Source organism: Kitasatospora sp. NPDC059795 (genome assembly GCF_042732175.1).
Taxonomy (GTDB): domain Bacteria; phylum Actinomycetota; class Actinomycetes; order Streptomycetales; family Streptomycetaceae; genus Kitasatospora.
The window spans coordinates 77,908-92,361 of the sequence record NZ_JBHWID010000014.1; the positions used below are offsets into that span (position 1 = coordinate 77,908).

Annotated in this window: 16 protein-coding genes; 8 read left to right on the plus strand and 8 right to left on the minus strand. The window is 73.1% G+C overall.

The genetic code is table 11. The features are described from left to right. The first annotated feature begins 14 nt into the window (after positions 1–14). A complete protein-coding gene (locus ACFV4P_RS26185; protein WP_380475282.1) occupies positions 15–1,952 on the plus strand; it encodes a putative bifunctional diguanylate cyclase/phosphodiesterase in 1,938 nt (645 codons plus the stop codon). A 31-nt stretch (positions 1,953–1,983) separates the two neighbouring features. Here ACFV4P_RS26185 and ACFV4P_RS26190 read toward each other — a convergent pair whose 3' ends face one another. Next, the gene (locus tag ACFV4P_RS26190; RefSeq protein WP_380475066.1) at positions 1,984–3,063 is read right to left on the minus strand and encodes an LLM class flavin-dependent oxidoreductase; all 1,080 of its coding nucleotides are present in this window, start codon (positions 3,061–3,063) and stop codon (positions 1,984–1,986) included. 413 nt (positions 3,064–3,476) lie between these two features. On the opposite strand from ACFV4P_RS26190, the gene ACFV4P_RS26195 reads away from it, so the two are divergent. From ACFV4P_RS26195 to ACFV4P_RS26215, 5 genes are all read left to right on the plus strand, one after another. Continuing rightward, positions 3,477–4,094: a DedA family protein gene (locus ACFV4P_RS26195; RefSeq protein WP_380475067.1), complete on the plus strand. Its 618-nt coding sequence runs from the start codon at positions 3,477–3,479 to the stop codon at positions 4,092–4,094. 246 nt (positions 4,095–4,340) lie between these two features. Continuing rightward, complete coding sequence (locus ACFV4P_RS26200; RefSeq protein WP_380475069.1) at positions 4,341–5,600, plus strand: hypothetical protein; 1,260 nt, start codon at positions 4,341–4,343, stop codon at positions 5,598–5,600. Between the two features lie 35 nt (positions 5,601–5,635). Next, complete coding sequence (locus tag ACFV4P_RS26205) at positions 5,636–5,785, plus strand: hypothetical protein (RefSeq protein WP_380475071.1); 150 nt, start codon at positions 5,636–5,638, stop codon at positions 5,783–5,785. A 67-nt stretch (positions 5,786–5,852) separates the two neighbouring features. Then, complete coding sequence (locus tag ACFV4P_RS26210; protein WP_380475073.1) at positions 5,853–6,014, plus strand: hypothetical protein; 162 nt, start codon at positions 5,853–5,855, stop codon at positions 6,012–6,014. Positions 6,015–6,071: 57 nt separating this feature from the next. After that, positions 6,072–6,371, plus strand: a complete 300-nt coding sequence (locus ACFV4P_RS26215; protein WP_380475075.1) for a choice-of-anchor P family protein — start codon at positions 6,072–6,074, stop codon at positions 6,369–6,371. A 73-nt stretch (positions 6,372–6,444) separates the two neighbouring features. Here the strand turns inward: ACFV4P_RS26215 and ACFV4P_RS26220 are convergent, their stop codons facing one another. The 6 genes from ACFV4P_RS26220 to ACFV4P_RS26245 are packed head-to-tail and all read right to left on the minus strand — an operon-like array spanning position 6,445 to position 11,959. Next, on the minus strand, positions 6,445–7,293 hold the full coding sequence (locus tag ACFV4P_RS26220) for an alpha/beta fold hydrolase (RefSeq protein WP_380475076.1): 849 nt from the start codon (positions 7,291–7,293) through the stop codon (positions 6,445–6,447). Beyond that, positions 7,290–8,363: a branched-chain amino acid ABC transporter permease gene (locus ACFV4P_RS26225; protein ID WP_380475078.1), complete on the minus strand. Its 1,074-nt coding sequence runs from the start codon at positions 8,361–8,363 to the stop codon at positions 7,290–7,292. Before ACFV4P_RS26225 ends, ACFV4P_RS26220 begins: the two co-directional genes overlap by 4 nt. Next, positions 8,360–9,226, minus strand: a complete 867-nt coding sequence (locus ACFV4P_RS26230; RefSeq protein WP_380475080.1) for a branched-chain amino acid ABC transporter permease — start codon at positions 9,224–9,226, stop codon at positions 8,360–8,362. Before ACFV4P_RS26230 ends, ACFV4P_RS26225 begins: the two co-directional genes overlap by 4 nt. Then, positions 9,223–9,960, minus strand: coding sequence for an ABC transporter ATP-binding protein (locus tag ACFV4P_RS26235; protein WP_380475082.1), 738 nt, complete (start codon positions 9,958–9,960; stop codon positions 9,223–9,225). Before ACFV4P_RS26235 ends, ACFV4P_RS26230 begins: the two co-directional genes overlap by 4 nt. Next, entirely contained in the window at positions 9,957–10,715 is a 759-nt protein-coding gene (locus ACFV4P_RS26240; protein WP_380475084.1) for an ABC transporter ATP-binding protein, read from the minus strand. The genes ACFV4P_RS26235 and ACFV4P_RS26240 overlap by 4 nt, the downstream gene beginning before the upstream one ends. Before the next feature lie 5 nt (positions 10,716–10,720). Beyond that, the gene (locus ACFV4P_RS26245) at positions 10,721–11,959 is read right to left on the minus strand and encodes a substrate-binding domain-containing protein (protein WP_380475086.1); all 1,239 of its coding nucleotides are present in this window, start codon (positions 11,957–11,959) and stop codon (positions 10,721–10,723) included. 262 nt (positions 11,960–12,221) lie between these two features. Between ACFV4P_RS26245 and ACFV4P_RS26250 the strand changes: the two genes are divergently transcribed. Both ACFV4P_RS26250 and ACFV4P_RS26255 read left to right on the plus strand, forming a co-directional pair. Beyond that, the gene (locus ACFV4P_RS26250; RefSeq protein ID WP_380475088.1) at positions 12,222–12,989 is read left to right on the plus strand and encodes a CoA transferase subunit A; all 768 of its coding nucleotides are present in this window, start codon (positions 12,222–12,224) and stop codon (positions 12,987–12,989) included. Next, positions 12,989–13,630, plus strand: a complete 642-nt coding sequence (locus ACFV4P_RS26255; protein WP_380475090.1) for a 3-oxoacid CoA-transferase subunit B — start codon at positions 12,989–12,991, stop codon at positions 13,628–13,630. The genes ACFV4P_RS26250 and ACFV4P_RS26255 overlap by 1 nt, the downstream gene beginning before the upstream one ends. A 59-nt stretch (positions 13,631–13,689) precedes the next feature. Here the strand turns inward: ACFV4P_RS26255 and ACFV4P_RS26260 are convergent, their stop codons facing one another. Further along, positions 13,690–14,397, minus strand: a complete 708-nt coding sequence (locus ACFV4P_RS26260) for a uracil-DNA glycosylase (RefSeq protein WP_380475092.1) — start codon at positions 14,395–14,397, stop codon at positions 13,690–13,692. Positions 14,398–14,454 lie beyond the last annotated feature (57 nt).

The following is a 14,454-nucleotide window of genomic DNA, read 5'->3' on the forward strand; positions in this document are numbered from 1 at the left end:
GGGTGTCGGCCGTGATCAGTGGCAGCAGCGGACGGGAGCGTGCCGTGCCGGGCCGGAACGTCGGGGCCGACGCACACCATCGGGGTGGGCGGCCCGAAACGCCGCGCCCGCAGGAGGGTGCGCCGTCCCCCGGAACAGCCACCAGTGCGCCCCAGACCTGCGCCGCCTGCGGCAGTTCGCTGAGCGCCGACGCGGTGCACCTGGCGGACGCGCTGCGGGCCAGCGAGTCGCGTTTCCGGGCCGCGTTCTCGGACGCCGGCATCGGCATGGCGCTGATCGACACCGACGACTTCGTGATCGAGGGCAATCCGGCGTTCGCGGCGATGCTCGGCCGGGAGACCCGCGAACTGCCCGGCATGCACATCCATCAGATCATCGACCCGGAGGACCCGTCCCGGCGCCGCTACCGCGAGCTGGTGCGCGGCGAGCGCGACCGGATGCGCACCGAGAAGCGGCTCAAGCACCCCGGCGGGCGCGAGGTCTGGGGCCGGGTCACCGTCTCGCTGATCCGGGACGGCGCGGGGCACCCGTACTACACGCTGGTGATGGTCGAGGACATCACCGAGCAGCGGCAGCTCGGCGACCGCCTCGCCTACCAGGCGCTGCACGACCCGCTGACCAGGCTGCCGAACCGGACGCTGTTCTTCGAGCGGCTGGAGGCGGCGTTCAAGCCGGCCGGGCAGGCCGGGCCGAAGGAGCCGGAGGGCGAGCCCCGGATCGGGCTGTGCTACGTCGACCTGGACGGCTTCGCGGCCATCAACGAGACGCTCGGCCACCACATCGGCGACCAGCTGCTGGTCGCCGTCGCCGCCCGACTGGAGCACGGATTCGGCAGCGGCGAGGGCCAGTTGGTGGCCCGCCTGGGCGGCGACGAGTTCGCCGTGCTGGTCGCCGACAGCTCCGGTCACCAGCAGCTCACCCACCTCGCGACCGGGCTGATGGACGCCCTGGAGCGACCCTTCGAGGTGGCCGGGCACCGGCTGACGGTGACCGCCTCGATCGGCGTGGTGGAACGCCCGGTGCGCGGCTCCACCCCCACCGACCTGCTCCGCGACGCCGACTCCACCCTGTACTGGTCGAAGGCCGACGGCCGTGCCCGCTGGACGCTGTACGACCGCGACCGCGGCGCCGACCAGCTGACCCGCCACCTGCTGGCGACGGCGCTGCGCCCGGCCGTGGAGCGCGGCGAGTTCGTCGTCGAGTACCAGCCGCTGGTGGGTCTGGCGGACGGCGCGGTGCACGGCGCGGAGTCGCTGGTGCGCTGGCTCCACCCCCGCTACGGGCTGCTGTCGCCGGACCGTTTCATCCCGCTCGCCGAGGAGTCCGGGGCGATCGTCCCGCTCGGCAAGTGGGTGCTGGAGGAGTCCTGCCGGCAGGCCCGGCGCTGGCTGGCGGAGTTCCCGGACGCGGAGACCTTCGTCTCGGTCAACCTGGCCGCCCGTCAGATCTGGGACTCCGACGTGGTCGCGGACGTCGCCGAGGTGCTGGAGCGCACCGGGCTGCCGGCCCGGCTGCTCCAGCTGGAGATCACCGAGAGCGCGATCCTCGGCCCGAGCGGACGCCCGCTGCAGGCGTTGCAGGCGCTCGCCGACATGGGCGTGCGGATCGCCATCGACGACTTCGGCACCGGCTACTCGAACCTCGCGTACCTGTCCCGGCTGCCGGTGCACGCGCTGAAGCTGGACGGCACGTTCATCGAGGCGTTCCGGGAGAGTTCCCCCGGCGACGGCGGGCGGCGGCGCGCCGCCGACGAGCAGATCGTCGGCGCGGTCGTGCAGTTGGCGCACGCCCTCGGCCTGACCGTCACCGCCGAGGGCATCGAGAACGCCGCCCAGGCCGAGCGCCTGCGCCAGACCGGCTGCGACACCGCCCAGGGCTGGTACTTCGCCCGCCCGGGCGCCGCCGACCGGATCGCCGAGATACTGCGGGAGCGCTCCCCCGGCTCCTCGTGAGCCGACTCCTCGTGAGCCGGCTCTTCGCGCGCTAGCTCTTCGTGAGCCCGTACGCCTCGGCGATCAGGCCGTAGGAGGTGAGGCGGTTCCGGTGCCCGTGGATGTGCGAGGTGACCATCAGCTCGTCCGCGCCGGTGCGGCGGCGCAGCGCCTCCAGGCCGTCGGCGACCTCGGCGGGGGTGCCGAGCACCACGTTGGCCAGCCAGGAGTCCATGAAGTCCTCCTCGGCGAGGGTGTAGGGGTGGGCGGCGGCCTCCTCGGGGGTGGGGATCGGCCCGGGGCGGCCCTGGCGCAGCCGGAGCATGCCGAGGCCGGCCGAGCGGGCCAGCCACCGCGCCTGCTCGGTGGTCTCGGCGGCGACGGCGCTGACGCCGATCAGCGCGTACGGCTCGGCGAGCACCTCGGACGGGCGGAAGGTGTCCCGGTAGAGGTCGAGCGCGGGCACCGTGTTGGCGGCGCTGAAGTGGTGCGCGAAGGCGAACGGCAGGCCGAGCCGGGCGGAGAGCTGCGCGGAGAAGCCGGAGGAGCCGAGCAGCCAGATCGGCGGGCGGGCGGCCGAGCGCGGCACGGCTTCGAGCCGGGCGTAGGGGTGGCCGTCGGGGAAGTCGCCGTCCAGGAAGTGGGTGAGTTCGGCGAGTTGGCGGGGGAAGTCCTCGGCGCCGTCGGCCAGGCCGCGGCGCAGGGCGCGGGCGGTGGCCTGGTCGGTGCCGGGGGCGCGGCCGAGGCCGAGGTCGATCCGGCCGGGGTGCAGGGCCTCCAGCAGGCCGAACTGTTCGGCGATGGAGAGCGGGGCGTGGTTGGGGAGCATCACGCCGCCGGAGCCGAGCCGCAGGGTGCTGGTGTGCGCGCCGAGGTGGGCGAGCAGCACGGCGGGCACCGAGGAGGCGACGCCGGGCATGCCGTGGTGTTCGGCGACCCAGAACCGGTGGTAGCCCCAGCGCTCGGCGTTGCGGGCGAGTTCGGTGGTGGCGGCGAGGGCCTCGGCGGCGGTGTGGCCGGTGCCGACGGTGGCGAGGTCCAGGATGGAGAGCGGGGCGGGGGCGGCGCCGGCCGCCCGGCCGCGGATCCGGCCGTCGTCGTCGGGCTGCCGTTCGCTCGGTGCGGTGCTCATGCGGTCCCGTCCTCCTGGTGGCCCCGGCCGGATGCCCGGGCGTTCGTCGGTGCACAACCCGCGCACCGGGCGCGCTGTTCCCGCCCGCCGGGCGGTTCGCCGCGGCTGGCGACTTCCCGCGCTGGCGCGAACTCGCCAGCCGATGTGGTCGAGCGGGGCCCGGGAATGCGGCAGGCTGGTGGTCGTCGCGGTGGCCCCACCGGCCTCGCGCACCGCACGGACCGGCGGGCTCGACCAGCGCCGCCCGGTTCTCCCCGAGCCCCCGCAGCGGCACCCCGCCGGGGGCTCTCAGCATGCCCGGGCCCGTGTGCGACATCCCACACGGGGGTGCTTCAGGTGATGAAAGGTGTTCGCGCTAGCGTTGACCCCTGTTGCAGCTGCCTCTCCCCCGGGCGGTCTGGAGGGAGAGAGCCATGGACGCCAACACGGTGATCACACCGGCGTGGTACTGCGCGCTGGCGCTGGTCGCGGTGCTGGGTGACGCCTTCCTGCCGTTCCTGCCCAGCGGGACGCTGGTGATCCTGGCCGTGCTGAAGACCGGCCAGATGGGCGGCTCGCCGCTGCCGCTGGCGGCGGGCGTGGCAGTGGCGTCCTTCCTCGGCGACCTGCTGCTGCTCAACCTGGCCCGGCGCGGCGCGCCCGCGGTGAACCGCCGTCTGGAGCGCCGGCCGCAGCTGGCGGCCAGCGTGGCCCGGGTGCAGCGGGCGCTGACCGGCCGCACCACCAGCCGGACGGCGGCGACGATCGTGATCGTGGCCCGCTTCGTCCCGGCCGGGCGGACGGTGCTGGACCTGGCGGTCGGCCACTCCCCGAACCGGCCGTGGACGTTCCTGCGCTGGTCCGCGGTGGCGGCGGTGGTGTGGGCGGCGTACATCGTCAGCCTGGGCTGGCTGAACCTGCACTGGTTCGACACCGAGTGGCTGAGCCTGGTGATCTCCTCGGTCGCGGCGACGGTGATCAGCAGCCTGGTGGTCCAACTGGTGCGCCGACGCCGCCGGCTGGCCGTGCTGGTCGAGGGCGAACCAGCCTAGACACGCGGCCCAGCTGGGCTTTTCTGTCCCAGAACGGCAACAGGACGCCATCGGCGGGAGCCGTCGGAACTCGGTCCGCGTGGTGACTGGTTGAGGGTGGGCGGCGTTGGACCGTCCGTCCCGGGCATGCCATCCTTGGGTGGCGAAACCGTCAAATTGTCCGAGTTTGCCAGAAGTTGACCATCCGGAGCCGCGGGCCGGCGTCCGGATCTTCTTCTGGTCGGGCCCACTGCGGCAGGGGAGACCATGAGCACCATCTCGCGCAGGACAGTGCTGTCCGCGACGGCGGCCACCGCGGCCCTGGGGGCCGTCGCCGCCTGTTCGAGCGGGGGTGGTGCGGCCGGCCGGCCGGGTTCCGACGCGGGCACCGGCAGCGGCGGCGCCAAGCCCGCACCAGGCCGGTCCGACGCCAAAGGCACCCCGATCGGCGACGGCTCGAACGCCGACACCGGCCCGCAGCCGAACCAGCCGAAGCCGGAGAAGCTGAAGCCGGGCGAGACCCCGCCGCAGTTCGTGGTGCTCTCCTGGGACGGCGCGGGCGCCACCGACGACGGCCAGTTCGCCCGGTTCCTCAAGCTCGCCGAGGAACACAAGGCCGCCATGACGTTCTTCCTCTCCGGCATCTACACGCTGCCGAAGGAGAAGTCCTCGCTGTACCACCCGCCGAAGCACTCGCAGGGCGCCTCCGACATCCCGTTCCTGTCCGAGGGCGCCGTCCGCAACACGCTGAAGCTGGTCAGCCAGGCGTGGCTGGCCGGCCACGAGATCGGCACCCACTTCAACGGCCACTTCTGCTCGACCCGCTCCGACGGCAACGGCGTCAACAAGTGGACGCCGGAGGACTGGGAGAGCGAGATCGAGCAGGCGGTCGGCTTCGTCACCCAGTGGCGGACCAACACCGGGATCACCGACGTCGACCCGCTGCCCTTCGACTACAAGAAGGAGCTGATCGGCGGCCGCACCCCCTGCCTGGAGGGCCAGAAGGCGCTGCTGCCGACCGCCGCCAAGCTCGGCTGGAAGTACGACGCCTCCTCGCCGGGCGGGCAGCAGATCTGGCCGCAGAAGGTGCAGGACGGCAAGATCTGGGACTTCCCGCTGCAGGGCATCCCGTTCCCCGGGCACGGCTTCCAGGTGCTGTCGATGGACTACAACATCCTGGCCAACCAGTCCGCCGGCTCCACCAAGGGCGACCCGGGCAAGTACGGCCAGTGGCGCGACCAGGCCCGCGATGCCTACCTGGCGGGCTTCAACCGCGCCTACACCACCAACCGGGCGCCGTTCTTCGTCGGCAACCACTTCGAGCAGTGGAACGGCGGCATCTACATGGACGCCGTCGAGCAGACCCTCAAGGAGATCGCCGGCAAGCCGGACGTCCGGCTGGTGTCCTTCAAGCAGCTGGTCGAGTGGCTGGAGGCGCAGGATCAGTCCACGCTGCGCAAGCTGCGCACCCTGAACGTCGGCCAGTCCCCGGCGGGCGGCTGGCAGACCTTCCTCGGCACCGCCTGACGGTCCACCGGCCGGCGGTCGCGGCCGGCGGCGGAGTGCTGGCCTCCACCGGGTCGCCCGGGCTCGGCCTGGCCGCCGCCGCGGCCGCCGGTCTGCTGCTGGTCGGCGTGCTGCTGGTGCGGCGCGGACGACTGGCTGCCTCCGAACCCCGGTCCGACCGCCCGGGCCCGGACCGCCGCCCCTGACCGCCACCGGACCCGGGCGGCCCGTCCGCCGGGTCCGGCCCGTCCGCCCCTTCGCGTGGAGCCGCCCATGCCTGCCACCGCAATCGCCGGACCACCGGTCCGGTCGGCCGTCCGTTCCCGCCCCGGCCTGCTCGGCTCGGTGTGCGGTCCGCTCGCCCTCGCCCTGGCGGGCCTGCTGGTCTGCGGCGAACGCATGTACCGCAACCTGGAGTTGACCGCCGTCGCGTAGGTCGCGACCCACCTGCTGGGGCTGCGCACGCTGCTGCTGCCGAGCCCGGGCGCGCCGGTGCTGTACGCGGGCGGGTCGGATCACTTCGAGCGCACCACCATCACCATCGCCGGCCTCGGCGACCTGACCCTCAACGAGCAGTCCACCGACGCCAACGGCGTGCTCAGCGTCAACGCCCTGCACTTTGTGCTGCTGCCCGCCCTCGGCGGCGCCAATGTGATCGTCGGCCACGTCGAGTGCGGCGGCGCCCCGGCGGCCGCGACCGTTCCGATGGTCGACGCCAAGGTCGGGGTGATCGGCGGCTCGCTGGCCGCGGCGGCCGTCCTCGGCACCGTGTACTACCGGCGCCGCGCCTGACCGGGCCGGGCCCGAACGCCGGGTGCCCTCCCGCTCCGGACGCGGAGGCGGGAGGGCACCGGAACGTCCGCGCTCAGACCAGCAGTTCGGCCAGCCGGTCGGCCCAGATGATCGAGTAGTGGCTGGTGCCGGCGAGCAGCTCGGTCGGGACGGTGACCTTCGCCGCCGTCAGCCGGCCCTCGTCGTACAGCGCCTGGGGCTCGTTCAGCAGCCCGCGCTCGGCGTACAGGAAGCGGGTCGGAACGGCGAGGCGGTGGATCGCGCCGGCCGCCTCCGGGTCGAGCAGCACCTGGGCGCCGTCGGTGGTGATCGCCTCGTGGACGCAGGAGGAGACCAGCTCGGGGGCCTCGCCGACCAGGTCGCGCTGGGTGTACGCGTCCATCTCCTCGTTCCAGTCGGCGAACGCGGGGTGCGCCTGCCAGAACGCCCGGTAGGCGTCGCGGCTCTCGAAGGTCATCGACAGCCGGGCCAGCGCGGGGCCGAGCACCGCGGCCAGCGCGTCCTCCTCGCGGACGCCCTCGGGCAGCGGGAAGGTCACCGCGCCGTCGACCAGGACCAGGTCGGCGAGCAGCTCGGGGTGGCGGGCGGCGGCGACGGCGGAGACCCAGGCGCCCATCGAGTGGCCGACCAGCCGGACCGGGCCGGCGTCCAGGTGACGGATCAGTGCGGCGACGTCCTCCGCGTGCCGGCCCAGGCCCCACGGGCCCGGCAGTTCGCGGCTGGCGGCCCGGCCGCGCAGGTCGGGGGCGTACAGCGCGACCCGGCCGTCGAGCAGCCGGGCCAGCCCGGCCCAGGCCAGCGCGTTGGCGGTGATGCCGTGCACGGCGACCACCACGGGCGCGTCCGGCTCGGCGGCCGGCCAGTGCAGGACGGCGAGGTCGCCGCCCTCGACGGGGACGGTGAGGTGCTGGGGGAGAGTCATGCGGCGCCTTCCGGTACGGCGGTGACGGACACCTTGGCGGCCTTGGCGGCCCGGCCCGAACGCAGCCGGGCGGGCAGCTTGGCCAGGCCGCCGGGCAGCAGGTAGACCACGGCGACGAAGAGCGTACCGAGCAGGAACAGCGGCTGGGAGAGCGGAACCCGCAGCACCGACGGGAGTTCGGCGATGGACGCGGAGTTGGCGAGGTCGCCGAGCCGGTGCGCGGCCCAGGTGTAGAGCACGCCGCCGAGCAGCGGCCCCCACCGGGTGCCGGACCCGCCGAGCACCACCATCACCAGCAGCGCCAGCGTCGCGTCCGAGCTCGCGGCCTGCGGCGTCGCGCCGCCGGTCAGCAGCAGGCAGACCACGCCGCCCGCGCCGGCCAGGCCGCCGGACACGGTGAACGCGACCAGCTTGAAGCCGTACGGGCGCAGGCCCAGCACCTCGACGCGGCGCTCGTTCTCCCGGATGCCGGCCCAGACCCGGCCGGTCGGCGAGGAGACCGTCCAGTGCACCACGGCGAGCGTGACGACCAGGTACAGCACCGCGATCCAGTACAGGTTGGCGGTGTTCTGGATGCCGATCAGCGCGTCGGGCAGGTGCTCGGCGGGCGTCGAGCGGCCCTCCTCGCCGCCGGTCAGGCCGCCGGGGTTGCGCTGCACCAGGATCGCCCCGGCCTGCGCGAACGCCAGCGTCACCATGGAGAAGCCGATGCCGGTGACCTTCAGCGAGACCGAGCCGAGCAGCAGCGCCAGCGCGATCGAGCAGAGGATGCCGAACACCGCGGCCGGGACGAAGCCGAGGCCGAACTCCAGCATCGCCAGGTCGGTGGCGTACAGGCCGGTGGCGAAGTACAGGGCGTGGCCGAAGGAGAGCAGGCCGGTGCGGCCGAGCAGCAGGTCGTAGCCGGTGGCGAGGCCGCCGTAGACCAGGCACAGGGCGATCAGTTGGAGGCTGCCGGGGCTGCCGAGCGGGCCGTCCAGCAGGCCGGGCAGCGGCAGGGTGCTGTACGGCGCGATCACCAGGACGATCAGCAGGGCGAGCGGCCACCAGCGCTTGAGGTGAGTGGTCATGCGAGTCTCCCGGTGAGTCCGCGCGGCTTGACGAGCAGCAGCACGGCGAGCAGGACGACCACGGAGAGGTCTCCGAGGCCTGCCGCGGTGTAGTAGTTGGCGAACTGCTGGACCAGGCCGACGCCGACCGAGGCGACGGCGGCGCCGGTGACCGAGCCCATGCCGCCCATCACGACGACCACGAAGGCGAAGATCAGCAGTCCGGTGCCCTGGCCGGGGTTGAGGGAGCCGAAGTACAGGCCGGCCAGCGCCCCGCCGAGCGAGGCGGCGGCGCCGCCGATGGCGAAGACCAGGGTGAAGGCCTTGCGGACGTCGATGCCGAGCGCGGTGACCATGGCGCGGTCCTCGACGCCGGCCCGGACGATCAGGCCGTACCGGGTCTTCGCCAGGAACAGCCGCAGCAGGACCAGCACGACCAGTGCGGCGGCCATCAGCACGAAGCGGTTGACGGGGACGGTCGCGCCGAGCACGTCGACGGTGCCGGCCAGCGCAGCGGGCTGCGGGAAGGGCCGGGCGTCGGCGCCCCAGATGCCCATGATCAGGGCGGGCAGGGCGAGTCCGACGCCGACGGTGGCGAGGATCTGGTCGCGCGGCCGGGCGTACAGCGGCCGGATCAGGGCGAGTTCGAGCAGCACCGAGGCGGCCGTGCCGACCGCGGTGCCGAACGGCACGGCCAGCCAGAAGCCGAGCCCGCCGTCGGTGGCGGCCCACCAGGCGGCGTACGCGCCGATGGACAGCAGCGCGCCGTGCGCGAAGTTGAGGACGTCCATCAGGCCGAAGATCAGCGAGAGGCCGGAGGCGACCAGGAAGTACAGCGCGCCGAGCCCGAGTCCGGTGCAGGCGAGCAGGACGACGGTGTTCATCGGGGAGACACCTCGGGATCAGGAGCGGTGGGGCGGTGGCTGCCGACGCCGAGCAGGCGGCGGGCGGCGTCCTCGTCGGCGAGCAGTTCGCGGGCGTCGCCCTGGTGGGCGGTGCGGCCGTCGGCGAGGACCGCGCAGTGGCCGGCGACCCGGCGGACCAGGGCCAGGTTCTGTTCGACCAGCAGCACCGGGACGGTCTCGGCGGCCCGGGCGAGCACGTCGGCGACCTCGGTGACGATCTTCGGCGCGAGGCCCTTGGTGGGCTCGTCGGCGATGATCAGCCGGTTGCCGTTGAGCAGCGTGCGGGCGATCGCGACCATCTGCTGCTGGCCGCCCGACAGCGTGCCGGCGGCCTGCTTGTGACGCTGCTTCAGCTCCGGGAAGAGCTCGAAGACCAGGTCGTAGGCGGGAGTTCCGTCGCGTTCGGCCAGCCGAAGGTTCTCGGCGACGGTCAGGCCGGCGAAGATGCCGCGGTCCTCGGGGGCGTAGCCGATGCCCTGCCGGACCACCAGGTGGGTGGGCAGGCGGCCGATGTCGGTGCCGTCGAAGACCAGCGAGCCGGTCCGCGGGACGAGGCCCATGACGGCCTTGACGGTGGTGGTCTTCCCGGCGCCGTTGCGGCCGAGCAGTGCGGTGACGCCGGTGGCGGCGACGTCCAGGTCCACCCCGTGCAGGATGTGCAGGCCGTCGATCACCACCTTCAACTCGCGTACCGCGAGCAGGGTTTCCGTCACAACGCCTCCCCGAGGTAGGCCCCCTGGACGGTTTCGTCGGCCATCACGGCCGCGGGGGTGTCGAGTGCGAGCAGGGTGCCGTGGTGCATCACGGCGAGCCGGTCGGCGAGGCCGAGCAGCACGTCCATGTGGTGTTCGACCATCAGGACGGTGCGGCCCTGCTCCTGGTGGACCGAGCGGATCAGCTCGACCAGGGCGGGCACCTCCTCGGCGCTCACCCCGGCCATCGGCTCGTCGAGCAGGATCAGCCGGGGGTCGCCGACCAGCAGCACGGCGAGCTCCAACTTCCTTTTGCCGCCGTGCGAGAGGGAGCCGGCCAGGTCGTCGGCCTGGTCGGCGAGGCCGGTGCGCTCCAGGGTCTCCTCGACCTGCTGCCGGTAGCGGTCGGCGCGCCGCCAGATCCGGTAGGACGCGGCGGGGCCGGCGGCGGCCTGGGCGGCCAGCCGGACGTGGTCGGCGACGGTCAGGCCGGGCCACAGCGAGGAGGTCTGGAAGGTCCGGCCGAGACCCCGCCGGGCCCGGGCGGGCACCGGCAGGGCGGTGATGTCGGCGCCGTCCAGGTGGAGGGTGCCGTGGCTGGCCGGGTAGATCCCGGAGATCAGGTTGAACAGGGAGGTCTTGCCCGCCCCGTTCGGGCCGATGAAGGCGACGAACTCGCCCTCGGCGACGTCGAGGGTGACGTCCTGGACGATCGGGACGCCGCGGACCGACCAGCCGAGGCCGTTCAGCCGCAGGACCGGGGCGGGGGTGCTCATGTGGGTCAGCCCGCCATCTTGGCGACCGGCGGGGCGACCTGCTCGGCGGACAGCACCTTCTCCGCGGTGGGCTTGGCGTCGGCGCCGGTGCCCGTCAGCTTGACCTGGAACATCGGCTGGAGCAGCGCGTGGTCCTCGGCGCGGACGGTGAGCTTGCCCTTGACGCCGTCGAAGCTCCAGCCCTCCAGCGCCTTCACCAGCGCGTCGGTGTCGGCGTCGGAGCCCTTGTTGGTCTCCAGCGCGTGCACCACCATCTGCGCGGCGGTGAAGCCGTCCGGGGTGAACAGGTCGGACTTGGAGCCGTTCTTGGTGACGAAGTCGTTCATCGCCAGCTCGGCCTCGGTGCCGCCGGCCGCGCCCGAGAAGTAGTGGTTCAGGAAGTCGATCTTCTCGGCGGCGGGGCCGAACAGCGGGTAGGAGGCGGCCACGTCGAGGCCGGTGACGACCTTGGTCGCGGAGAACACGTCCTGCTGGTTGAGCGAGGTCCACAGCGCGGAGGCGGTGTCGCCGGCCCACGCGACGAACAGCAGGTCGGGCTTGGCGGCCTTGGCCTGGGTGGCGAACGGCGTCAGGTCGGTCGCGGACGGCGGGGCGAGCACCGCTTCCACGGTGGCGCCCGCGGAGCCGAGGACGTCCTTGACGGCGGCCACGTTGGCCTGGCCGAAGGCGTTGTCCTGGGCGAGGACGGTGACCTTCTTGCCCTTGGCGTCGCCGATGAACGACGCGGCGGCCTTGGTGTCCTGGTAGGACTGCCGGCCGGAGCGGAAGGTGTACTTGTTCAGGCCGGTGACCTTGTCGGCGGCGGCCGGGCCGCTGATGAACAGCACCTTGTTCTGCGCGGCGATCGGGCCGACCTGCAGGGCCACGCCGGACGCGGTGGAGCCGGCCAGGATCTTGTAGTTCTTGCCGATCAGGTCCTTCGCGGCGGAGACGGCCTTGGCCGGGTCGCCCGCGTCGTCCTGCTCGGCGATCTCCACCGGGTGGCCGTCGACGGCGTTGGTGCCCTTGGTGGCGTACGACAGGCCCGCCTTGAAGCCCTCCAGGTACTGCTTGCCGTAGGCCGCCAGCGGGCCGGTCTTGGAGTACACCAGGCCGACCTTGACCGGGCTCTTGTCGCCGCCGCCCGCCTCGGCCGTGGTGCCCGCCGTGCCCGCCTTGGCGCAAGCGGACGCGAGCAGCACGCAGGCGGCCAGCGCGGCGAGCTTGCGGACGGGTCGTCTGGGGGTGGCGTCCGTGACTGACATGGTGGCGGGCTCCTGACGTGCCTGTGCTGGTGGGATGCGGGAACCGTAGGAGCGTCGCCCCGAAGACGACATGTGACGGGAGCACGCATCGGCCGCCACCACTGTGTGGGCCGACCACATGTTCGGGCGTCGGCCGCCAAGAGGTGTGCGGCACACACATGGGTCGGCCCTGCTCCATGGCGTCGTCCGCCATGGAAAGCGCCGGGGCCTGCGGCGAGTGTGGTGCCGCAGTCAGCCCTCCCCCTTCGAGAAGGTGGCCCCCTTGGACAAGGTCCTGGACTCCCCCGCCCGCGCGGTCGGGGACATTCCCGACGGCGCGGTGCTCGCCGTCGGCGGCTTCGGCCTGTGCGGCATCCCGTCCACCCTGATCGGTGCGCTCGTCGACGCGGGCACCACCGGGTTGCGGGTGGTCTCCAACAACTGCGGGGTGGACGACTGGGGCCTGGGCCTGCTGCTCGGCGCGGGCCGGATCGCCCGGATGACCTCCAGCTACGTCGGCGAGAACAAGGAGTTCGCCCGCCAGTACCTGAACGGCGAACTGGAGGTCGAACTGACCCCGCAGGGCACCCTCGCCGAACGGCTGCGGGCCGGCGGCGCGGGCATCCCCGCGTTCTACACCCCGGCCGGCGCCGGCACCCAGGTCGAGGAGGGCGGCCTGCCCTGGCGCTACGCGCCCGGCGGCGGCGCCGTCGCGGTGGCCTCCCCGCCGAAGGAGGTCCGCGAGTTCGGCGGCCGCCGCCACCTGCTGGAGGAGGCCATCGTCGCGGACTTCGCCCTGGTCCGCGCCGAGGTCGCCGACCGGCACGGCAACTGCGTCTTCCACGCCGCCGCCCGCAACTTCAACCCGCTGTGCGCCACCGCCGGCCGGATCACGATCGTCGAGGCCGACCGGATCGTCGAACCCGGCGAGATCGAACCGGACGCCGTCCACCTGCCCGGCGTCTACGTCGACCGGGTGGTCGCCGCCGACCCCGACGACCGCCGGATCGAGCGCCGCACCGTCAGTCTTTCTGTCGCGAAGGAGTCCTGATGACCACCGCTCTCGACCCGCGCGACCTGCTCGCCGCCCGGGCCGCCCGCGAACTGCGCGACGGCCAGTACGTCAACCTCGGCATCGGCCTGCCCACGCTGATCCCCAACCACCTGCCCGCGGGCGTCCACGTGGTGCTGCACTCCGAGAACGGCATCCTCGGCGTCGGCCCCTACCCGGCGGACGACGCCGTCCACCCCGACCTGATCAACGCCGGCAAGGAGACCGTCACCGTCAACCCCGGTGCGGCGTACTTCGATTCGGCGTTCAGCTTCGGCATGGTGCGCTCCGGCCGGATCGACGTCTCGGTGCTCGGCGCGATGCAGGTCTCCGCCTCCGGCGACCTCGCCAACTGGATGATCCCGGGCAAGATGGTCAAGGGCATGGGCGGCGCGATGGACCTGGTCCACGGGGCCCGCCGCCTGATCGTGGTGATGGAGCACACCGCCAAGGACGGCACCCCGAAGATCGTCGACGAGCTGACCCTCCCCGCCACCGGCCGGGGCGTCGTCCACCGCATCGTCACCGACCTCGCCGTCCTCGACGTCACCCCGGACGGCCTCCGCCTGATCGAACTCGCCGACGGCGTCACCCTGGAGCAGCTCCGCGCGGCGACCGAGCCGGACGTGCTCGTCCCCTGAGCCAGGGACGCCGCAGGGGCGGTGCGCACCCCTCGTGCCCACCGCCCCTGCGCCGCCCGCTACTTCACGTTCGGGATGGTCCAGTCGACCGCCTTCTGCCCGAAGCCCTCCAGCGCGGCGTTGATCTGCGAGAACGGCTTCGTCCCGAGGAAGGTCTTCTGCGACAGCGGCGACGGGTGCCCGCTCTGCACCACCACGTGCTTCTCGGTGTCGATCAGCGAGAGCTTCTTCTTCGCGTACCCGCCCCACAGCACGAAGACGCACGGCTCCTCACGGGCACTGACCGCGCGGATCACCGCGTCGGTGAACTTCTCCCAGCCCTGGTTCTTGTGCGAGTTGGCCTCGTGCGCCCGCACCGTGAGCACCGCGTTGAGCAGCAGCACGCCCTGCTCGGCCCACGGCATCAGGTAGCCGTTGTCCGGCACCGGCAGGCCGAGGTCGGTGTTCAGCTCCTTGTAGATGTTGCGCAGCGACGGCGGGGTCTTCACACCCGGCAGCACGGAGAAGCTCATGCCGTGCGCCTGCCCGTTGTCGTGGTACGGGTCCTGGCCGAGCAGCAGCACCTTGACGTCCTGGTACGCCGTCGCGGCCAGCGCCGAGAACTCCTGCCCGGCGGGCGGGAACACCTCGTGCTCGGCCCGCTCGGCCGCCAGGAACTCCGACAGCTGCGCGAAGTACGGCTTGCCGGTCTCCTCGGCGAGCACCGCACGCCAGGACTCCGGCAGCTCCAGCGCGCCGCCCACGGACGTCTCGGCCAGCTCCGTCACGTTGTACCTCCCACCGGCCGCGCCGCACGGCGACCGCTCGATCGTCCGGGCCCGTGG